We start from the raw sequence: 20103 nt of genomic DNA, 5'->3' as shown, positions 1-20103 counted from the left end.
CCGCTCTCATGCAACCGCCATCAATCGGTAGCCGGCACACCCCCCATGCTTCGCCGCCGGTGTCTTCGTTCACTCCAGTACAAATACAGAAGGCCGGGCGCGCCAAGCACGATTTCCCGCGCGCGCTTGATCAGCGACAGCGCCAGCGCCGCGTCGGCAGGCAGTCCCACCAATGGCGCGAGCAGCAGGTAGCCAGCCTCCTGCACACCCAGCGAGCCGGGAATCGCAAACGCGGCGCCGCGGATCGCCTGCCCGGCGCTCTCCAGCAGCAAGGCGTCGAGCCAGCTGACGGGATGGCCGAGAAACCGCAGGGCCAGCCACACCTCCCCGGTGCCGACCAGCCAGCCCGCCAGGCTCAGCGCGAAGGTCGCGGCGACCTTGCCGGGCGCGCGATAGATCCGCCGTACGGCTGCGTCCACCGCATCGGCACGCATCGTCAGCGCCGCCCAGTCGCGCTTTCCCCGCAATTTCGACAGCAAGCGCAGCACGCGCCCAAACAGGCCGCGCCGCTGCGCCACATAGAACCCGAACAGGCACAGCGCCAGCAGCGCGGTGACGGCAATGACCGGCAAGCGCACATCCTCGCCCGCCTCGCTCGCCGTTGACGCGCCGAACAGCACGAGTCCGAGCACCGCGAACACCAGCTGCGCGATCGCTTGCATCGTCGTGCTGACGGTGATCGCTGCGGCAGCGTCGCGCATGCGTGCACCGCGTTGCGCGAGATGGCGCACCATCAGCACCGGTCCACCCAGCTGTCCGGCGGGCAGCAGGCTGTTCACGGACTCGCCCACCCAGCGCGCAAACAGCGCGTCGCGCATGGCGCGATGGCTGGCGTGGCGATCGAACAGCACGAAAATGGCACCAGCATCCAGCGCCAGCGGCAGCAGGTGAAACATCACCACCAACAGGCTCAACCAGCCCGCCGACATCAGCGTCGACGCCACCGAGCCGAAGCCGGTAAAGGCAATCAGGGCGACAAAGAGCGCCGCACCGACCGACAGCGAAACCATCGCCGCACGCGTCATGCCCGGGGCTGCTGGCCCTTGGCCAGCCGTTTGAATACTTGCCGGAAGCCGAAATAAGCGAGGGCGTCCTTCATGTTGGAGACGAAACGCAGCCAGGGCCGCATGCCCGGGTCGGTGACGTATTCGAAAGTCAGCGACACCCGTATCTGGTTCGCCCCGAGTGGCGTGATGCGGTGGCGCAGCTTGTCGCCATCGAAGAAAACGAGGCCACCGGGGGGAATCTGTACCGAGCCCGCTTGCACAGGCACATCGGGCTCGCGCGTGTGCAATTCGTAGTCGAGACGGCACGACGAATCGTCGATCACGCCGAACAGCAAGGTATAGCGCCTGCCGTTGTAGTAAGAGGTGTCGTAATGCCAGCCGATATGATCGCCCTCGCGCGTGTAGTAATAGAGCGCGTAGGCATGCGGATCCTGCTCGGGCGAAGGCAGCAGCTGCTCGCCGCAGATCTGTTCGAGCCAGCCGATCAGCGCCTTGGACCGATAGAGTTGCGCGATAAAAGGCGCGTGCTGGTCGATCGTATGGCGGCTGACGCTGCCGCCCTGCTTGTGGCCCGGGAGATAATTGCGATTAATTTGGTCTTGCAAGGCCAGGGCGCTGGCAACCAGGCCTTCCGTGACTTCATCCGGCAAAAACTCGCCCACATGCAGGAACGCTCCCTGGCGCTCGAATTCCGCGCGCAGGGCGCTGTGCCCCAAAGCGCCAACACGTGCGGCCACACCTGCATCGGGACCGGCACGCGCGCCCGCGGGGTCGGCGAACGGCTGCTGCCGCTCGCCAGGCAGGGTGAGAAGATCCCGGTCCGCTTCGGCTGATTCGCTCATCGGCGCCTCATGGTCTGGTAGCCGCTGTAACGGGGCGAGCGCGCCGCACGGCGCGCCAGTAGTCGAAGACCACCCATGCCGCGAACAAGGGCGCGCCGATCGACGCCGCCGTCAGGAACGGGCTGATGGCACTGCTCAGGGTCACAAGCGGCAGGAGGTAGAGCACATCCTCCGTCTCGAAGCCACCGACCGAGGCCTGTTTCGTGGCGGTCTTGCCAGCGAGCGCTTCGATGCGCATGCGCAAGAAGAAGATCAGCGCCACGGCCACGCCCGCCACGCTGCCGCGCACGACTGCTGGCACCGCAGTATCCTGAAACTGGCCCGAGACGCCGATCCCCATGCTGACGAAGAGCAGGATAGTGACCAGCGAGTCGCTGAAAAGATCGTAGAAATGGCCTAACTTGCTGGATTTCCCGCTGATCCTCGCCAGTTCTCCGTCAGTATGGTCAATAAAATTGGAAAACACGACCAGCAGCGCACCGCCATTCGCCCAGCCGAAGCCGCCCTGCGCGAGGCACGCCGCGCCGGCCAGGCCGGTCAAAAGCCGGATCGTGGTCAGATGGTTGGGCGTAACCCGGGAATCCTTGAGCGGCTCGACAAGCCGCCGCGCCAGGCGTGCGTCCCATGTGCGCGGAGATGGCGGCGGCGCAGGCGGGTCCATTGGATTGCTGCTCATCTTGCAAATACCCCCGCGGCAGGAAATGCGACATGGCCAGGACTGCAGGGCAAGTTCGCGTGCTTTGCTTGGCAGTATTTCAATCTGAAGGACCAAGGCCGGCCGCGCGCCGGATTCCGCGCCGCAGTCGCGTCCAGGCACTGAGACCGCACGCCCGGGCAGCTACCGTCCCTTGCGTGCGCAAGACAACTGCACTCAGGCACTCAGGCCTTCATTGGCGTCAATAATAGACGTGATTCCGACGAGCTGTCGAGGCAGCAACCCCTGGGCGTTGCCGGTAGCAGGCCGGTAATGGCGGGCGCGGCGGATCGAAACACCGCGCCGCTTCCAGCTCTTTCCATCGTCAGCCCATAGTCGGCCATCCGGTCCAGAATCCAGCGGATCGCCTTCGCCCGCTCATTCTTGGCTGTCGTTACAGTCGTTGCCGTCGTTGCCGTCATCCGGATTCAGGGTTGTAGTTGGCGCACCCTGCTTTTTGTCCTGCTGTCCGGTCTGTGCTTGTTTCTTGGCTGGCCCGGGCCGTTGGCCTTGCGCCGCCGCCCGCCGCCACCAGCTCGGCGCTGGCGAGCCGATCGGCGAGCGCGGCGGCCTGGGCTTCGAGCCGGGCCCGCGCTTCGCGCCTGCGCCACCATCGCGTGCCTCGTTGCGCGCCGCCACCAGTTCCCCGCGCAACGCTCCGGCCGTGCGCTCGTTCTGCTGGCGCGCGGTGCGTTCCTCGTCAAATATTACTACGTAATACGTATCAAAACTTGATATCATCGAATTACTTTAGACATAACTGCGCTTATGTTTATAATGTTGACGTGAAGTGTGATTCTTTCGACTCGCGCATGGACCTACTGCCCCTCAAACCGCTTGGGAGTCTTACCGACTCACTTCCCACACCGCTGGAGCGGTTGAAACTGTCATCGCCGCTGTCCGGCGCCGCCGGTACTAATCGCGCGCCCGCCACCGGCGCTCGTATTGCCGCGGCCGATGACCTGGCCGCCGTGACCGCCTGGCTGGCCCGCTATGCCGACAGTGCGGCGACCATCGCCACCTACCGCCGCGAGGTGGAGAGGCTGATCCTGTGGGCCGTGCTCCAGTTGGGCAAACCTTTGTCCTCGCTGACGCACGAAGACCTGCTAGCCTATGAGCGCTTCCTCGCCGATCCGCAACCGGCCGCGCGCTGGGTGCTGGCCGGCAACAAGAAGCTCGCGCGCAGCCATCCGGACTGGCGCCCGTTTGCCGGGCCGCTGTCGCCCGGCAGCGTGCGCCAGGCCATGGTGATCCTGAACGCGCTGTTCGCCTGGCTGACCGAGGCCGGCTACCTGGCCGGCAATCCGCTCGCCCTCGCCCGCCGTCGGCGCGCTCCCAGCAAGGCGCGCATCACCCGTTATCTGAGCCACGACCTGTGGGCGATCGTCAAGGAGACGGTCGAAGCGATGCCGACCGAGACCGTGCGGGAACGGCTGCATGCGGCACGCTGCCGCTGGGTGCTGAGCGTGCTCTATCTGGGCGGCTTGCGGGCGTCGGAGCTGACAGCGACCACGATGGGCGCGTTCTTCTGCCGGCGCGATGCCCAGGGCACTGAGCGCTGGTGGCTGGAGGTGACCGGCAAAGGCAGCAAGACCCGGCTGGTGCCGGCGACCGACGAGCTGATTGCAGAACTGGCGCGCTACCGTCGCGCCCACGCACTGCCGCCGACTCCGCAGTTCGGTGAGACGCGTCCCCTGGTGCTGCCGGTGATCGGAAAAGCGGACAGCGAGAAACCGCTGTCACGCGGCGCGCTGCACCTGATCCTGAAAGAGGTGTTTGGCATGGCCGCGGCGCGCCTGCGGGCGCGCGGGCCGGAATGGGAAGCGCAAGCCGCGGTGCTGGCCAGCGCCTCGGCGCACTGGCTGCGCCACACCGCTGGTTCGCACATGACCGACCAGCAGGTCGACCTGCGCTTTGTGCGCGACAATTTCGGGCACAGCTCGCTGTCGACGACGAGCGGCTATCTGCACAGTGAAGAGGATGCGCGCCATGAAGCCACGCAGGCGCGGCATCGGATCGGCTGGGACGCGGAGAAGTAGCGGGACGGCGATACTCCACTAGGCTAGCGGTTCAGCGGACGCATCAAGCCGCTATTCTGAGCGCTTACCTCATCGAGAAAATCGGCCGATTCGGGCCGACTCTGGCGATGCAGATCAGGATTTGGACGTGCGCTACCATGCGCCATCGCTCGCTGACCTTCGCCCTATGCTGCTGTGCGAGCGGAAGACCATCCGCGCGGATATCGGGATGGAGAGCGCTCGCGCGATTGGATAAGGATCAAGCGTCCCGGCGCCGTGCCTCCAGAAAGGTTTCGTCGCTGACACTTGGTTCTGTTTGGCACCCCATACGGTGTTTGCGACACATACCGTAAGCTGGATCAAGCGTGGTGGGCCTTTCCCCCCTTCCCCAGGGTCACTGCGCTTTGCCCCGCCGCGTTTCAGCGGCTCCGCGGCGGGGCCTTTCTAGAATGGCGCCAGACGAAGCTATCGCGAAACTTTGGCGTTCTGCCCGAGAGCCTTCGAAAGCGTTTCTCCTTGCGACACACCCGCCGCGTCGACAATCCCGCTATCGCCCCTGGCTTGCTCGGCTTCAGGGCTTACCGGACCTTGGTTGCCGGCGGGACGCCACTCCGAATCGCCTTGGGTGCAGCGCCTTTTCTTTTGGTTCTTTGACTGGTCCAGGGGCAGTCCAGCGTGAGCCCGTTCATTCTGTCGGCCTACTTAAGCCGGCTGTCAAAGCAACCGGCAGCGTCTCCGCAAGGCGGGGAGCAGGCCTGTGTCTGCCCCCAACCTTCGAGTTGCAATCTAGTCCGGAGCGCGCTCGGGGACCGGCATTTGCACCCATTCCTTATAGAATGCCTCGATGTCTGGCTCGAAGTCGTGGATCACTGGATACCATGGTGTTGGCGCCTCGACGTCGTGCATAGTGCCGCATGCCGGGCAGTAGTACTCTCGATACACCTGCCACTGGGTATCGGGGGCCATCAGCTTGGGATACACCTCGGCCATCGCTTCCTCTGTGTCGCGCACATAGATGGATGCATGCAGTTTCCAGTTCTCGCGGTAATCGCAGAACTCGTGGCCGCAATCGCACTTGACCACCCACTTCTTATTATTGGTCGATTGCACAATATGCATGTGCGGGCCGAGCGGAAGCACAATGCGGTCCGGGAAGCTGACCTTGGCCTGCAGAGCGGCCAAATACTGAGCAAAGCGGCTGTCATCTTTGGGCATCGACAGCATGCGGAAAGTTGTTTCCCAGTCCAGGGAGCCCTCAACGAGGTGGGCAACCTGTTCATTCGTGTACTTGGACATGACTCAACTCCTCGATTCTGTGATTACTCTTCGACCTGGACGACGGTGGTAACGTCGGGCAGCAGGGAAAGGTCCATGCGGTGCCTGGCGCCGTAGGACGGCACGCCCAGTTCATCCTCAAGCAGCTGCCACTCGGCGGGGAGGCTCCAGAATGCCTTGAACTCCCGCGTGAACTTTTCCGACAGGGCGAAGCTGGTAGCGAACATGTGTTGCACCTGGACGGACGCGTGCTTGTTGAGGATGCGATCGCGTTCTTCCTTCATCCATTCGCGGGTTGGCAGGGAACGTGCCAGGCGTTCCTTGCGGATCTCGGCACGGCGGGCCTGGGTTTTCTCTACATCCACCGTGAACACGCCCTTGGCGTCCTGGGTGAAGACGGCACCGTAGACTTTCTGCGCATATTCCGGCAGAAGGAATTTCTGGTTGAGGTCCGCCTCGACGGCCTTCGGATCGCGGTCGATCGGGTCGCCAAAGCCCGGCCCCCCGCGCAAGTAGTTGAGGTACAGGTCATGGTTGGCGTAGCAGTCCTCGGTAGTGATGCACTGCTTGTCACGCTTGACCACCGCAGTTGCATCGATGTGGCGCTCGTAGTCTGGCTTGCCGGGATCGATGTCGCCACCCAGAGGCAGGGAATCGCCAATGGCGATGCGCTTGTCCAGCCCGGTCTTGTGTGCCTCAAACCGGTATCCGGTCGCCGAGGGATAGCCACCCATCATGCCCCAGTCGCTGTTCATGAACCCATTGCCCATGAAGAACATGGTCCAATCCTGGGCGTTCCACACCATGCGCAGCGTCTCGAAGCCGCAACCGCCGCGGTACTTGCCATACCCGCCGGAGTTGGCCTTGACGTTTCTGCCAAGATAGAGCAACGGTTCGGCCATCTCCCAGATTTCGATGTCGCCCATGTCCCCTTCCGGGTTCCAGATGGCGGCTGCGTGGTTGAGGCCATCCTTGACGGCGCAGGCGCCCGTTCCGCAGGAACTGGCCTCGAAACTGTTAACCGCATGGATCTCGCCATCCTGATTGATGCCACCACCTTGCAGCCAGTTTGAAGTGTTGGCGTTACCGGCGTTCACCTCCTCCAGATACCCCCGGCTAAAATAGGACTGGGATAGGCCGCGCCACAGGGCCGCCCAGCCGGAGACCAGGAAGTGCCAGGCATAAGCGTGACCGGTGCGGCGGTCGTCGGGATTGCACCAAGTGCCCTTTGGCAGGCGGAACTCGGTGGCGAAGTAGGCGCCATCATTGATGCGCTGGGTTGGCACCAGGGTCTGGCACATCATCACCCAGATTCCTGAAGTAAATGCCACCTGATGGGCGTTGAAGGTGTGCCAGCCCCAGCGGCTCGCTCCTTCGAAGTCCAGGCGCCACTTTCCGTCCGGCTTGATGGTCATCTCCACCGGCGAATGCATGATGGAGTCGAGCTTGGCGAAGGCGTTGGATACCTGCACGTCGTCATGCTTGTAGGGCACATCGACAAAGGAGACTTTGCGATACTTGCCCGGCAGGGTCATGGCCCTGATACGGCTCTGCAGTCCGCGGCGGCCTTCTTCGATGACCTCGTAGGTAAATTTCTCATAGGCCTCGATGCCATCAGCCCGAATCACTTCCTCAACCAGGTCGCGAATCATGTGGCAGCCGGCGATGCGGGTCTTTTCGTCAAGGATCCAGTACTTGGGCGTGCGCACTGAACGCTGGGACTCGTGCAGCCAGTCGCGCAACGGCACGTCATTCACCCCCGTCTTGCGGCAGGTAATCATGTAGCCATCGCCGAAGCGCTGGGTCTGGCCGGTGGACATCGAACCCGGCGTCACTGAGCCGGTGTCGATGACGTGCGTGACGCCACCGACCCAACCGATAAGCCGGCCTTGCCAGAAGATCGGGACGATAGTCGCGATGTCACAGGGATGCACGTTGCCGATAGAGCAATCGTTGTTGGTAAACATGTCCCCCGGATTAATGCCGGGGTTGGCCTCCCAGTTATTCTCGATCATGTATTTGATTGCCGCCCCCATGGTCCCGACGTGGATGATGATCCCGGTCGAGGTCAGCACGCAGTCGCCCACAGCGTTGTAAAGCGTGAAGCAAAGCTCGCCTTCTTGCTCGACGATAGGGCTCGCGGCAATCTTCTTGGCCGTTTCACGAGCATGCACGAGGCCGCCACGCAGCTTGGAGAACAGCTTTTCGTAGCCAATCGGATCGCTGTCCCGGAATTCCAGCTTCCCGAGGCCGTTGTAATGGCCCGTAGCATTGGTGCGCTCAATGATGCCGTCACGGTGCTGCTTGAGCGTCTGGCCGTTTTGCAGCAGGTCGGCGAAGCCGACTTCTTTATTGCTCATCATGTTCATGGCATGTCTCCTTACTTCACTTCTTTGAGATGGAACAGGCGGTGCTTGTCAATCGTCGTTTCGAAGCCGTCGGGCACCACGAACGTGGTGGCATCGGATTCGATGATGGCGGGACCGACGATGTGATTGCCGGCCTTGAGGGATTCCATCTTCCAGAGCGCGGCATCGACCCACTTCTTGTGGCGATAGAAGGGTCGGGTACCGAGATAGGCCGACTTTGGCGGCGTGGGCCCGGCGTCCGGGTCCTCCGGCAGCACGGGTTTCTGGGTTACAACCATCCCGCGAAGAATGGCGCCAGTAATGGAAAAGCCCAGTTCCGGCGAGCGGGCAGAACTCGCGTAGACGCGTCCATAGGTATTTTCGAATGCGTCGACGATTTTGTCCCAATCGGCGGCAGTCGCGGCACGGGTCACCGGCGACACAATCTCGAGATCGTTCAGTTGGCCCATGTACTGCATCTTGTAGCCGGGAATCAGCATCACGTCTTCGGGCTTGTACCCGTTGAGGACGAACTCGTCGATGACCTTCACCGCCAGTTCCGACCAGGCTTCCTGCAAGATTCCGCATGCAACCGCCTTGGCATCGTCCGGCGCGAGCTGGGCAACACCAAGGTCCACTGACTTGTCGTAGCGGTACTCAAAGTCGGCGCAAGCGCAACCGAAGGCCGAGAATCCCGCCGCCCACGCAGGCACGACGACGTCCTTGAAGCCGACGCCGCCGGTGTAGCCGTAGGTGTGCACCGGGCCGGCGCCGCCGTAAGAAAAGCAGGTGAATTCCGCCGGGTTATAGCCTTTGGCACTGATGTTGGCGCGCAGGTACTCGGAAAGGGTAAGGTCAAGCAGCTCGATGACGCCTGCCGCGGCGTCTTCGACTGACAGGCCGAGCGGGTCGGCGATCTGCGCCTTGATGTGGTCGCGGGCGCGTTGCACGTCGAGCTTGATGGCACCGCCCAGGAAATTGTCCGGGTTCAGATAGCCCAGAACGACGTGGCAATCGGAAACGGACACCGTGTCGAGACCGCTTTCCGGCCAGCAGGTGCCCACGCGGTAGCCTGCGCTGTCGGGGCCGAGCTTGATCGACTTGCTGTAGGGGTCGAGGCGCACAAAGCTGCCGGCGCCGGCGCCAACCGAGTCCATTGCCACCAGGGGCAAGGAGAGGACCAGACGGGCCATGTCGGGGTCGGACTTGATGGCGAAATTGCCCTTGGTGATCAGGGCCACGTCGAAGCTGGTGCCGCCGATGTCGGAACAGGCGATGTTCTCGTCGCCCAGATACTCGCCCAGCAGCCTGGACCCAATGACGCCGCCGATCGGGCCAGAAACAATCGTGCGCGCGAGTTCCTTGGCCTTCCAGCTGATGGTGCCGCCGTGGGTGGCCATCACCCGCAGATCGAATTTGGCGCCGTGCTTCTTGAACCGGTCACTCACCTTCTTCAAGGTCTGGCGCGAAGGCTCTGCACCGTAAGCCTCCAGGATGGTGGTATTCATCCTGTGACTCTCCTTGCGCGACGGGTAGTAGTCCACCGAGGCGAACACCGGTATATCGGCCTTTAGTTTTTTGAGCTCCTCGCGCACGACGTCTCGGGCGCGCTGCTCGCTTGATTCGTTCTTGTGGGATTGCAGCAGGCAAATGACGATGGCTTGCGAGCCAGCCTCCACCAGTTCTCGGGTAGCCTGACGGACCTCATCTTCACGCAGTGGGATAACCAGCTTCCCCTGCACGTCGGTACGTTCGGTGACGCCGCGCGTGCGCGAGACGGGCACAAGAGGCTCGTCGTAGCGGTGGGTGTTCAGGTGGATGCGGTCCTCCAGTGCATAGCCCAGGTAGCTCTGCAGTGCTCGGCCCATCGAATGGATCTGCTCGAAACCGCGATTGCAGATGAGACCAACGTCGAGGCCTTTGCGCATGAGGATGCGGTTGAGCATCGCCGTACCTGAGTAGACGCAAGTCACCAGTTCGGGGTAAACGTCATCCACTGTCCGGTCCCAGTGAGCAAGGGCGTCCTCGGAAGAGTTGTAGATGGCGAGCGATTCGTCGCCGGGATTGCTCTGCGCCTTGCCTACGACGAAGCGGCCATCGGAGCGCACAAAGAATGTGTCGGTCATCGTGCCGCCAGCATCGATGCCCATCACCTGTACGGTGGACTGCGATTGCATACTGCCTCCTGTCATTGATGTAGTCATGGTGGGATCCCCCCACGACCCATCTATGGCAAAGCTTGTGCCAGAGCCGGCTGGCATCGGAAACAGCCCCTGCAGGCTATTGAATTCAATGGGTTGGCACTGTTGTTCGGCTATTTCGTTGATGGCGGCATGCCTTTGGTCAGTGTCCGGATTCTCGACGTCCTGTGCAGCGGTGTCCGGGAATCGGACGCTTTCTGACCAGGAAGGATGGGATTGGCCCGTGCGAGTCCGGGCGGCATGTAGCAGTTGTAGGGCCGCCCAACAATTGCCGCAGGCGTGGCGGCATCGAAGTCTGGCGGTCGATGCCGAGAGGGACGCCAGCTACCTTGAAACTCCAAGGCGGCGTCCATGCGAAGCGCTTGTGGCGCTGGCACGCGCTATGCACTGAATTCAAGCGAAATGACAGCGACGTATGGTGAAGTCCATGAAGTACTCAACGTCAAGCCACCCGGTTTTTGAATCAGTTGCCGATATGGACCTGGCGATCGGAACCCATCTCGTCACCGACCGGCTTTGGTATACGCATCATGGCCTCTACGCGGGGGCCGGCAAGGTCGTGCACTACTCGGGTCTGTCACGATCACTGCGTCGCGGCCCGGTGCACGAGGTCACGCTCGCGGAATTCGCGCATGGGCATCCGATCAGAGTTCGCCAAAGTCCTGGCGCCAGGTTTGATGGTGTGGAGGCCGTCCAGCGCGCCTACTCACGCATCGGTGAGGATCGATATCGCCTGATTTCCAACAACTGCGAGCACTTCTGCATGTGGTGCCTGTATGGCGAGAGCCGCAGCGAGCAGATCGATGTCTGGAGGTTCTGGGCTGGGTCCGCTGCCTGGTTTAAACCTGCGACGTTGCCCACAGTCGCAACCTTGCTGGGCGGGTCGGTATTGCGAGCAATTTCCCGGTTCGGACCTGAGGACAGGACATTCGCAAGCACAACGCAATCGGCTTCCTGAACCTGCGTAGGGTGCATTGACAGAAAACTAGATACTTGGCGCAGGCCCTCGTGTACGCCGTTGCCGCCTTGTCGCTGCCGACGCTGTCCGGTTTCCGGACACTGATTGCTGCGATGGCCGGAAATCGGACACCTTGGGATTTTCATGCTGCAAAGCACAAATATTTGATTTGAAAAGAGATTATTGACTTGGCGGTGTCTCGCGGATACGGTTATCCCAGTCAATTGAGAGCGACCGTCCTATGCCGTTTTCTCGTTGCGGCACCCTGATCCCACGTATCGGCGACGAGCCCGTCGTGGCTTCCGCCTGGGAGCGTTTTGTGCAGGATCAGTCCCTGGAAGGGGCGGGTGTGCGCAGCGTCGTCCTCGCCTCATGGCAGCGGTGTCGTTCGGAGGCCGTCGACCCTGCTCGGCACTCCGCACCGGGGGCAGCGGCCGAACGAGTGCGCCAGTTGCAGCGACAGAACCGGGAGCTCTGTGACGCTGCGCTGCCGGCGCTTGAGAGCCTGCGGGATATCCTACGGGAATGCGGCACGCTCATCATGCTTTGCGACCCGAGCGGAACGGTTCTCCATCTCAAGGGCGAAACCAGGGCTCGCAGCGTTGGCGAGGGAATCAACCTGGCCACCGGTGGCTGCTGGAATGAGGAAGTCATTGGCACCAATGCCATCGGAACCGCGATCGCCACGGCGGCTCCTGTCCAGATCCATGCCGACGAGCATTTTTGTCTGGACGTCAAGCGTTGGACCTGCGCTGCGGCTCCCATTCTTGACCCCTTCAGTCGCACCCTGTTAGGGGTCGTGGATGTTTCCGGCGTCAAGGAAACCTTCCATGGCCACACCTTGGGCCTGGTGATGACTGCTGCCAGCCAGATCGTCAGCGAACTAGCCCGCCGAGACGTTGCTCTTCACGAGCGGCTGCTGACTCGAGCCATTGATTATTTCATCCGTTACGCCAGCGACTACGTTGTGCTTGTCGACAGCCGTGGGCGCATTGTTCGTACGAATGGAAATGCGCAGGTGGCGCGCGAGAGCTATGACGTGCGGCTGCCCTCTGAAGTTGGCAGCCAGGTGCCAGGACTGAACCTCGCACTGTCGGATGTCGACCGGTACTGCCAACGTCCGGAATGGCTGCGTCCTGAATGGCTGCACCCTGTGAAGGATCATGCCGGCATGCTCGGTACGGTGCTGGTGCTTCCCCTCGTGACTCGCCAGAATCGAGCCGCTATATTGCCCGGGGCCCCAGTCGGGACAACGACAGCAGGAAACGATGTGTTTGGCGACATCGTAGGCGAAAGCGAGGTGCTGAAGGCGACCAAGGCGCGCGCGCGCCGGATCGCGCCGCTCGATCTGCCGGTACTGCTTCTTGGCGAAACTGGCGCGGGGAAAGAACTCTTTGCCCGAGCACTGCATCGGGCTGGCAACCATCCCGACGGCCCTTTCATTGCTGTCAATTGCGGCGCATTTACGCGTGAGCTCTTGGCCAGCGAACTTTTTGGCTATTCCGATGGCGCTTTCACAGGTGCCCGTCGAGGTGGCCTTCCCGGGAAGTTTGAGCAAGCTGACGGGGGCACACTCTTCCTGGACGAGGTCGGCGAGTTGCCACTTGATATGCAGCCTCACCTGTTGCGCGTGCTGCAGGATGGCGTTGTGGTTCGCTTGGGTGACACCCGCGAGCGGCGCGTTTCGGTCCGCATAGTTGCCGCTACGAACCGTGATCTGCAAAAGGAGATTACCGCCGGCCGCTTCCGCGAAGACTTGTTCCACCGTCTCTGCGTAGTGAGCCTGGCTCTCCCCCCGCTGCGCGATAGGCCCGGGGATATCGATGCAATCATCAAGCATCTCAACGTCAAACTCGCGCACAAGTATGGCTGTGCGCCCAAGCAGCTTGAACCGGCCGTGCGCCAGGCGCTACTTGGTCATCGCTGGCCGGGTAACATACGCGAATTGCAGAACGTCTTCGAGATGATGTTCGCGCTCAGCGACGACGACGTCATCGATGCCTCTCTGCTTCCCCCGAACATCCAGCAAACGACAAACGCCTCCCTTTCCGTACCTGCCCCGTCGTCAAAGCCGGTTTCATTCCGCCGACTTGAGGAAGTCGAAAGACAAGCGATACTCGACGCGCTCGCGAACGCCCACGGAAACATCTCTATGGCAGCGCGGACACTGGGCATTTCCCGAAGTACTTTGTATGTCAAGCTAGCCGAGATTCGGGCTCAGTCCGGCAGTTCAGGTTGATCTTGGAGCTTAGCTCAAGCTCTCTGACGGGGAACCGGGTCTTCGCTACAGGCCGGTCGGCTCGATGAACCAGCCCTTCTCCATCCCCGGGCCCTGTGCCACACGCCCCCCAACGGCCGGAACGAGCCCGAGGCGGCGCGCCGCGTCGAAGCTTTCCTGGGCCTTCTCAAACTGGGCCCTGGTCGTCATCGGGATCACGCTTACACGCTCGGCGACCTCGGACTACTGCAGCCTGCAAGGTTTCTCGATCAGCGGGCGCTATCCTGAATCAGGATGTCCAGAAATCGGTCCATAATCAGATTTTTTCTTCGGCCCTTCCGCGTCGCGACGCCAAGCGTCACTTCAAAGTGCATCTCTTTGGTCACCAGAGGTATGAGCATGCCCTTTTCCACCCAAGTCGCCGCGAAATGGTCTGGCAGAAAGCCAATGTACTCGCCGGTGAGAATCAGGAAAGCTATACCTTCGCGGTCCGTCGCCGTCGCCGCGCAACTCAACTTCTGGTGCAATTGCATGGCCTCAGCACTGATACGGTAGCTCGGCGCCACGGCAGCTACCTCTCGCAGGTCAGCCACCGACAACTTCTTCCCAGACGGAAACAATCGATGATTTCGGCTGCAATAGAGCTGTGAGCGTTCTTCGTACAGCGGAATGTAGTCCAGTGTCGAGAGCGTAGTGAGCATCGGCAACGCGCCGATGTGGAGACGGCCATCCAGCAAGCCCCGCTCGATCTCGCCAGGCGTACTCATGCTGATGTTGATGCGCACGCCCTCGCTCTGGCGCCGAATTCCTTTCAAGGCGTCGGTGATCCGCATCTTCGGCTGCGTCACCAGGTTGTTCATCAGCCCGATATTGAGTTCACCCCTGAGGCTTTGGTGGAGCTGATTCACCTCTGTACGGAAGCCTTCGATGGCAGAAAGCACCGCCTCCCCCGCCCGAAGTACTTCGCGTCCTTCGTCCGTTAGCGCGAATCCCGCTCGCCCCCGCTGGCACAACCTGACACCCAGCCGCTTCTCCAGGTCACTCATGTGAAGGCTAATCGCGGATCTCGTGATTCCGAGAGCACTTTCAGCCGCAGTAAAGCTTCCTACTTCTGCAACGGTGCGGAAGACCCGAAGCAGGCGCAGGTCGAAGTCCGTGACCTGTGAGAGCGGCAGCCTTTTCATAGGTGAGTAATTCAATATGTAATCGTGAGAATAATTGTATTTTACTCACCCAAATAACGTACCACACTACGAGGCCGTAGACCCTCTCCAAAGGAAGCCGCCTTGAACCCCTCCGCCGCCTACGCCCTCAAGAACAAGAACGAGCTCAATCTCAGCGCTCACTGGATGCCGTTCAGCGCGAACCGCAATTTCCGTCAGGACCCGCGTCTGATTGTCGCGGCTGAGGGGCGCTATCTGATTGACGCCGATGGGCGCAAGGTCTTCGACGGATTGTCGGGTCTATGGACATGTGGTGCCGGCCATAGCCGGAAGGAGATCCAGGAAGCGGTGGCAAGCCAGTTGGGAACTCTGGACTACGCGCCTGCGTTCCAGTTTGGCCACCCGCTGTCGTTCACGCTGGCCGAGCGCATCGTTGACATGATGCCTGGCAACCTGAAGCACGTCTTCTACACCAACTCCGGCTCGGAATGTGCGGATACGGCTGTAAAAATGGCCCGCGCATACTGGAGGCTCAAAGGCCAACCGGCAAAGACCAAGCTCATTGGCCGTGCCCGCGGCTATCACGGTGTGAACGTCGCCGGCACGAGCCTGGGCGGCATCGGTGGAAACCGCAAGACGTTTGGCCAACTGATGGACGTGGACCACCTCCCGCACACGCTGCAGCCCGATTGCACGTTCACCAAAGGCCAGGCCGAGACCGGCGGCGTGGCGCTCGCCAATGAACTGCTGAAACTCATCGAACTGCACGACGCGTCGAACATCGCAGCGGTTATTGTCGAGCCGATGTCGGGTTCGGCCGGCGTCATTGTTCCGCCCCTGGGATACCTCCAGCGCCTGCGCGAAATCTGCGACCAGCACGGCATCCTGTTGATCTTCGATGAAGTGATCACGGGCTTCGGCCGCATGGGTGAACCGACTGGCGCCGAATTCTTCGGCGTCACCCCCGACCTGATGAATGTCGCAAAGCAGCTGACCAATGGAGCAATTCCCATGGGCGCGGTCATCGCGTCGAGCGAAATCTACGAGACGTTCATGAACCAGGCGGCGCCGCAACATGCCGTCGAGTTCGCGCACGGCTACACGTACTCAGCCCACCCAGTAGCATGCGCCGCCGGCCTGGCGACGCTGGATGTGCTGAAACGTGAAAACCTGATTCAGCAAGCCGCCGAGCTGGCTCCCCATTTCGAGCAGGCCATCCACGGCATACGGGGCACAAAGCATGTCGTGGACATCCGCAACTGTGGCCTGGCCGGAGCCATCCAACTGGCCCCGCGCGACGGTGACGCAACCATACGCCCGTTCGAGGCTGGTCTTGCGCTGTGGAAGAAGGGATTCTACGTACGCTTCGGCGGCGACACGCTCCAGTTCGGACCGGCTTTCAACACCACCACCAGCGAGCTTGACACCATGTTCGACGCCGTTGGCGTTGTCATCGGGACGCTCGCTTAAGGCCGTTCGGCCACCTGCCCTTCCAGCAACTACCCTTGTTTTCCTGGATTCAGTATGAACACCATCCCGCATTTCATTAATGGCGAGCGTGTCGTAGGCGAAGGCCGCCCCTCGCCGGTCTACAACCCCTCCACCGGCGAAGTCACCGGCCAGCTTGTCCTGGCGGATTCCGCTACCGTGAGACACGCCATCCTGACTGCCAAGGCTGCATTCCCGGCATGGCGCAATACGCCCCCGGCCAAGCGGGCGCAGGTGCTGTTCCGCTTCAAACAGTTGCTGGAGGAACATGAAAGGGCCATCGTCGAACTCATCAGCAAGGAACACGGCAAGACCATCGAAGATGCCGCCGGCGAACTGAAGCGCGGCATCGAGAACGTGGAATACGCGTGCGCCGCTCCCGAACTACTGAAGGGCGAGTACACCCGCAACGTAGGTCCGAACATCGACGCCTGGAGCGAATTCCAGCCGCTGGGCGTAGTCGCCGGCGTCACGCCGTTCAACTTCCCGGCGATGGTGCCGCTGTGGATGTACCCGCTCGCCATCGCCTGCGGTAACACCTTTGTCCTGAAGCCGTCGGAGCGTGACCCCAGCTCGACGCTCATGATTGCCGAACTGTTCTATCAAGCCGGCTTGCCCAAAGGTGTCCTTAATGTGGTTAACGGAGACAAGGAAGCTGTCGATGCGTTGATCGAACATCCCGACGTGAAAGCGCTGAGCTTTGTCGGGTCCACGCCAATTGCGGAGTACATCTATGCGGAAGGCACGAAGCGCGGCAAGCGTGTACAGGCCCTGGGCGGCGCAAAGAACCATGCGGTCTTTATGCCAGACGCTGACCTGGACAGCGCCGTCAACGCCTTGATGGGCGCTGCATACGGCTCTTGCGGCGAACGCTGCATGGCCATTTCGGTTGCCGTATGTGTTGGCGACAAGATTGCCGACGCTCTCATCGAGAAGGTTGTTCCCGCAATCCAGGCCTTGAAAATTGGCCCGGGTACCTCGTGTGGACTGGATATGGGGCCGCTAGTCACGTCCGCAGCGCTCGAGCGCGTGACCGGATACATTGCGGCGGGTGAAGCCGCCGGCGCCAAGCTGCTGGTCGATGGTCGCGGCTTCACGGTAGCTGGCCACGAGGACGGCTACTTCGTGGGCGGCACGCTGTTCGACAACGTCAGCACAGACATGACCATCTACAAGGATGAAATCTTTGGGCCGGTACTGTGCATCGTGCGTGTCAAAAGCCTGAAGGATGCGATGCAGCTCATCAACGCTCACGAATATGGCAATGGCACGTGCATCTTTACGCGCGATGGCGAATCGGCTCGCACCTTCTGCGACGAAATCGAAGTTGGCATGGTTGGTGTCAATGTACCGCTGCCGGTGCCCGTGGCCTACCACAGCTTCGGTGGCTGGAAGCGTTCACTGTTTGGCGACCTGCATGCCTACGGTCCGGATGGTGTGCGCTTCTACACCCGTCGCAAGGCAATCACCCAGCGCTGGCCAAAGCGCGAGGCCACCGAGAAGGCGCAGTTCGCTTTTCCGAGCAACGGCTAGGCTCGGAGGAGGCGGAGCCGGGGCCGGAAAGCCAAGGTTTCGCCTTCACCATCGAACTCCGGGTCTCGTTCAGGCTGCGTTTTCGGCCAGCGTGGGGTAGTCGGTCAGCCCTTGCGCACCGCCACCGAAGAGCGTGCCGCGGTCATGCTGCGCGAGCGGCGCGCCAACGCGCAGGCGCTCGGGCAGGTCCGGGTTCGCGACGAACGGACGGCCGAAGGCGACCAGGTCGGCCCAGCCCGCCGCGATCGCTTCGCGCGCGCGTTCCGCGGTGTACTTGCCGGCATAGATCAGCACGCCGGGGAACGCTTCACGCAGCTTGCACTTGAATGCCGCCGGCATCAGCGGCGCATCGTCCCAGTCCGCTTCCGCAATGTGGAGGTAGCCGACACCGAGATCACCAAGCAGCCTGGCCGCGGCAAGGTATGTCGTTTCCGGATCGTCGTCGACGCAGCCGTTCAGCGTGGTCAGCGGCGCGAGGCGGATACCGACGCGCGACGCGTCGCCCGTGCCTTCGACCAGCGCCTGCGCGACTTCGCCAAGGAAACGCAAGCGGTTCTCCAGCGACCCGCCGTAGGCGTCGGTGCGCGTGTTGGCATTCGAGTCGATGAACTGGTTCACCAGGTAACCGTTCGCGCCATGCAGCTCGACGCCGTCAAAACCCGCCTCGATGGCGTTGCGCGCGGCGGCGCGGTACTGGTCCACGACTTCGCGGATCTCGTCGACGGTCAGCGCGCGCGGCGCGGAGGCCTGGACGAAGCCGGGCGTGCTGCCGTCCTCGCCGGCGATGAACACGTTTACGCCCTGCGCCTGGATCGGCGACGACGACACGGGCTGTTGCCCGCCAAGCAGGCTCGCGTGGCTCAGCCGGCCCACATGCCAGAGCTGCGCGAAGATGTGGCCGCCGGCGGCGTGCACGGCATCGGTCACCTTGCGCCATCCGGCCACCTGCGCGGGCGTGTGGATGCCGGGCGTCCATGCATAGCCCTTGCCGAGCGGCGCGATGTAGGTGCCTTCGCTGACGATCAGGCCGGCGCCCGCGCGCTGCGCGTAGTACGCGGCCATCAGCGCATTGGCCTCGTCGCCGGGCTGGCTGGCGCGCGAGCGCGTCATCGGCGGCATCACGATGCGGTTCGGCAGCGTCAGCCCGCCGAGTTGAAGCGATTGAAACAGCGGATCCTGGGTCATGGTGCGTGTGCTATCGGATCCGCGGCCTGCGGGCCGCGGAGGGATCGAGGAAAGACGGGACGAAGAAGGACGGAACGAAAAACGGTCGCTGCGCGTTCAGTCCCATTGGGGCGCGAGGCCGTCGGGACTGACTTCGCGGCCGTTGCGCTCGAGCGCGGCGATCTGCGCCATGTCGTCGTCGCTCAGGTGCAGCGTCTGCGCGAGCAGGTTGCTGGCGAGGTTCTCGCGCCTGGTGGACGACGGGATCACCGAGTAGCCGAGCTGCAGCGCCCAGGCCAGCACGACCTGGGCCGGCGTCGCCTGGTGCCGCTGCGCGATCGCGCCGATCACCGGGTCGCCAAGCACCTTGCCGTACGCCAGCGTCATGTATGACGTGACGTGGATACCCTCTTGCTGCAGGAAGTCCACCAGCTTGCGGCCCTGCAGATAGGGGCTCAGCTCGATCTGGTTGGTCGCGATCGCGTCCTTGCCGACCGCGGCGATCGCCTGCTTTGTCAGTTCGATGTTGAAGTTCGAGATGCCGATCTGCCGCGTCAGGCCTTTTTCCTTCGCCTCGGCGAGCGCGGTCATGTAGGCCTCGAGCGGCACGCCGTTGCCGGGCGCCGGCCAGTGGATCAGGGTCAGGTCGACGTAGTCCGTGCGCAGCTTCGCCAGGCTTTCCTCGAGGCTGGGCACGAGCTTGTCCTGTGCGTAGTTGTCGACCCAGATCTTCGTCGTCAGGAACAGGTCGTCGCGGCGCACGCCGGAGGCGGCGATCGCCTCGCCCACGTCCGCTTCGTTGCCATAGATCTGGGCGGTGTCGATTGCGCGGTAGCCGAGTTCGAGGCCGTTGCGGACCGAGTCGATGACAACCTGGCCTTGCAGGCGGAACGTGCCGAGGCCGAAAGCGGGAATATTGCGCATGGTGTGCTCCTTGGAAGGGACCGGTTTGATCTGGAGGAGATTCTGCCGGTGGAAACTGATGAAATAAACGCCGTTACTGGACAAAAATATTTGATTTCAAATCAAGTATTGATGCCGCCCGTATTGATGCCGCCCGGAACGGATTCGAATCCGGTCAAGGGCGCCGTTCAGAGGGCGCGCAGGCTGCCTTCGAGCCGGTAGAAGTCCAGCGACGGCGCGGTAAAGAACGAACGCGAAGTACTGCTCGGCAGCGGGAGCCCCGCGCGAGGG

General features: G+C 62.2%; 16 protein-coding genes and 1 pseudogene. 6 read left to right on the top strand and 11 right to left on the bottom strand.

What is annotated here, in order from left to right; genetic code table 11:
• Positions 1–20 precede the first annotated feature (20 nt).
• The 4 genes from E0W60_RS18805 to E0W60_RS37365 all read right to left on the bottom strand — a co-directional run bounded on the left by E0W60_RS18805 (position 21) and on the right by E0W60_RS37365 (position 3284).
• On the bottom strand, positions 21–1025 hold the full coding sequence (locus E0W60_RS18805; protein ID WP_135705219.1) for a flippase-like domain-containing protein: 1005 nt from the start codon (positions 1023–1025) through the stop codon (positions 21–23).
• On the bottom strand, positions 1022–1849 hold the full coding sequence (locus tag E0W60_RS18800) for a HalD/BesD family halogenase (RefSeq protein WP_240745968.1): 828 nt from the start codon (positions 1847–1849) through the stop codon (positions 1022–1024). The genes E0W60_RS18805 and E0W60_RS18800 overlap by 4 nt, the downstream gene beginning before the upstream one ends.
• 7 nt (positions 1850–1856) lie before the next feature.
• Positions 1857–2525, bottom strand: coding sequence for a CDP-alcohol phosphatidyltransferase family protein (locus tag E0W60_RS18795; RefSeq protein WP_135705218.1), 669 nt, complete (start codon positions 2523–2525; stop codon positions 1857–1859).
• Positions 2526–2921: 396 nt separating this feature from the next.
• Positions 2922–3284, bottom strand: a complete 363-nt coding sequence (locus E0W60_RS37365; RefSeq protein ID WP_205751654.1) for a hypothetical protein — start codon at positions 3282–3284, stop codon at positions 2922–2924.
• A gap of 71 nt (positions 3285–3355) precedes the next feature.
• Between E0W60_RS37365 and E0W60_RS18780 the strand changes: the two genes are divergently transcribed.
• Complete coding sequence (locus E0W60_RS18780) at positions 3356–4582, top strand: tyrosine-type recombinase/integrase (protein ID WP_135705217.1); 1227 nt, start codon at positions 3356–3358, stop codon at positions 4580–4582.
• Positions 4583–5347: 765 nt separating this feature from the next.
• Here the strand turns inward: E0W60_RS18780 and E0W60_RS18775 are convergent.
• From E0W60_RS18775 to E0W60_RS18765, 3 genes are read right to left on the bottom strand one after another with little or no spacing between them, the layout of a single operon-like run.
• A complete protein-coding gene (locus E0W60_RS18775; RefSeq protein ID WP_133097306.1) occupies positions 5348–5857 on the bottom strand; it encodes an acetone carboxylase subunit gamma in 510 nt (169 codons plus the stop codon).
• A 23-nt stretch (positions 5858–5880) separates the two neighbouring features.
• Entirely contained in the window at positions 5881–8205 is a 2325-nt protein-coding gene (locus E0W60_RS18770) for a hydantoinase B/oxoprolinase family protein (protein WP_135705216.1), read from the bottom strand.
• Between the two features lie 11 nt (positions 8206–8216).
• Entirely contained in the window at positions 8217–10361 is a 2145-nt protein-coding gene (locus E0W60_RS18765; RefSeq protein ID WP_135705215.1) for a hydantoinase/oxoprolinase family protein, read from the bottom strand.
• Positions 10362–10812: 451 nt separating this feature from the next.
• On the opposite strand from E0W60_RS18765, the gene E0W60_RS18760 reads away from it, so the two are divergent.
• From E0W60_RS18760 to E0W60_RS18755, 3 genes are all read left to right on the top strand, one after another.
• Positions 10813–11343 (top strand): lecithin retinol acyltransferase family protein, encoded by a 531-nt coding sequence (locus E0W60_RS18760; RefSeq protein ID WP_205751653.1) that lies wholly within the window; start codon positions 10813–10815, stop codon positions 11341–11343.
• A 35-nt stretch (positions 11344–11378) separates the two neighbouring features.
• Positions 11379–11516 carry a hypothetical protein gene (locus E0W60_RS37035; protein WP_167884585.1) on the top strand — a complete coding sequence of 46 codons (138 nt, stop codon included), beginning with the start codon at positions 11379–11381 and terminating at the stop codon, positions 11514–11516.
• A gap of 269 nt (positions 11517–11785) precedes the next feature.
• Positions 11786–13582 (top strand): sigma-54-dependent Fis family transcriptional regulator, encoded by a 1797-nt coding sequence (locus tag E0W60_RS18755; protein ID WP_240745995.1) that lies wholly within the window; start codon positions 11786–11788, stop codon positions 13580–13582.
• Positions 13583–13830: 248 nt separating this feature from the next.
• Here the strand turns inward: E0W60_RS18755 and E0W60_RS18750 are convergent, their stop codons facing one another.
• Complete coding sequence (locus E0W60_RS18750) at positions 13831–14745, bottom strand: LysR family transcriptional regulator (protein WP_135705212.1); 915 nt, start codon at positions 14743–14745, stop codon at positions 13831–13833.
• 165 nt (positions 14746–14910) lie between these two features.
• Between E0W60_RS18750 and E0W60_RS18745 the strand changes: the two genes are divergently transcribed.
• Positions 14911–16194 carry an aspartate aminotransferase family protein gene (locus tag E0W60_RS18745; RefSeq protein ID WP_135706270.1) on the top strand — a complete coding sequence of 428 codons (1284 nt, stop codon included), beginning with the start codon at positions 14911–14913 and terminating at the stop codon, positions 16192–16194.
• A 54-nt stretch (positions 16195–16248) separates the two neighbouring features.
• A complete protein-coding gene (locus E0W60_RS18740; RefSeq protein ID WP_135705211.1) occupies positions 16249–17745 on the top strand; it encodes a CoA-acylating methylmalonate-semialdehyde dehydrogenase in 1497 nt (498 codons plus the stop codon).
• 69 nt (positions 17746–17814) lie between these two features.
• On the opposite strand, the gene E0W60_RS18735 is transcribed toward E0W60_RS18740, so the two are convergent.
• From E0W60_RS18735 to E0W60_RS38200, 3 genes and pseudogenes are all read right to left on the bottom strand, one after another.
• A complete protein-coding gene (locus tag E0W60_RS18735; protein WP_135705210.1) occupies positions 17815–18930 on the bottom strand; it encodes an alkene reductase in 1116 nt (371 codons plus the stop codon).
• 96 nt (positions 18931–19026) lie between these two features.
• A complete protein-coding gene (dkgB, locus tag E0W60_RS18730) occupies positions 19027–19833 on the bottom strand; it encodes a 2,5-didehydrogluconate reductase DkgB (RefSeq protein ID WP_135705209.1) in 807 nt (268 codons plus the stop codon).
• Between the two features lie 167 nt (positions 19834–20000).
• Positions 20001–20078 (bottom strand): annotated as a pseudogene (locus E0W60_RS38200) (MoaF-related domain-containing protein); the annotation flags it as partial.
• Positions 20079–20103: the final 25 nt, after the last annotated feature.

Source organism: Cupriavidus oxalaticus, from assembly GCF_004768545.1.
Taxonomy (GTDB): domain Bacteria; phylum Pseudomonadota; class Gammaproteobacteria; order Burkholderiales; family Burkholderiaceae; genus Cupriavidus; species Cupriavidus oxalaticus_A.
The sequence above is the reverse complement of the archived record's forward strand: the minus strand, read 5'-3'. Positions and strand labels throughout refer to the sequence as shown.

Bases quoted from the DNA above. Each gene is read 5' to 3' on its own strand.
- E0W60_RS18805 (WP_135705219.1), bottom strand. From the start codon at position 1,025: ATGACGCGTGCGGCGATGGTTTCGCTGTCGGTCGGTGCGGCGCTCTTT.
- E0W60_RS18800 (WP_240745968.1), bottom strand. From the start codon at position 1,849: ATGAGCGAATCAGCCGAAGCGGACCGGGATCTTCTCACCCTGCCTGGC.
- E0W60_RS18795 (WP_135705218.1), bottom strand. From the start codon at position 2,525: ATGAGCAGCAATCCAATGGACCCGCCTGCGCCGCCGCCATCTCCGCGC.
- E0W60_RS37365 (WP_205751654.1), bottom strand. From the start codon at position 3,284: ATGATATCAAGTTTTGATACGTATTACGTAGTAATATTTGACGAGGAA.
- E0W60_RS18780 (WP_135705217.1), top strand. From the start codon at position 3,356: ATGGACCTACTGCCCCTCAAACCGCTTGGGAGTCTTACCGACTCACTT.
- E0W60_RS18775 (WP_133097306.1), bottom strand. From the start codon at position 5,857: ATGTCCAAGTACACGAATGAACAGGTTGCCCACCTCGTTGAGGGCTCC.
- E0W60_RS18770 (WP_135705216.1), bottom strand. From the start codon at position 8,205: ATGAACATGATGAGCAATAAAGAAGTCGGCTTCGCCGACCTGCTGCAA.
- E0W60_RS18765 (WP_135705215.1), bottom strand. From the start codon at position 10,361: ATGCAATCGCAGTCCACCGTACAGGTGATGGGCATCGATGCTGGCGGC.
- E0W60_RS18760 (WP_205751653.1), top strand. From the start codon at position 10,813: ATGAAGTACTCAACGTCAAGCCACCCGGTTTTTGAATCAGTTGCCGAT.
- E0W60_RS18750 (WP_135705212.1), bottom strand. From the start codon at position 14,745: ATGAAAAGGCTGCCGCTCTCACAGGTCACGGACTTCGACCTGCGCCTG.
- E0W60_RS18745 (WP_135706270.1), top strand. From the start codon at position 14,911: ATGCCGTTCAGCGCGAACCGCAATTTCCGTCAGGACCCGCGTCTGATT.
- E0W60_RS18740 (WP_135705211.1), top strand. From the start codon at position 16,249: ATGAACACCATCCCGCATTTCATTAATGGCGAGCGTGTCGTAGGCGAA.
- E0W60_RS18735 (WP_135705210.1), bottom strand. From the start codon at position 18,930: ATGACCCAGGATCCGCTGTTTCAATCGCTTCAACTCGGCGGGCTGACG.
- dkgB (WP_135705209.1), bottom strand. From the start codon at position 19,833: ATGCGCAATATTCCCGCTTTCGGCCTCGGCACGTTCCGCCTGCAAGGC.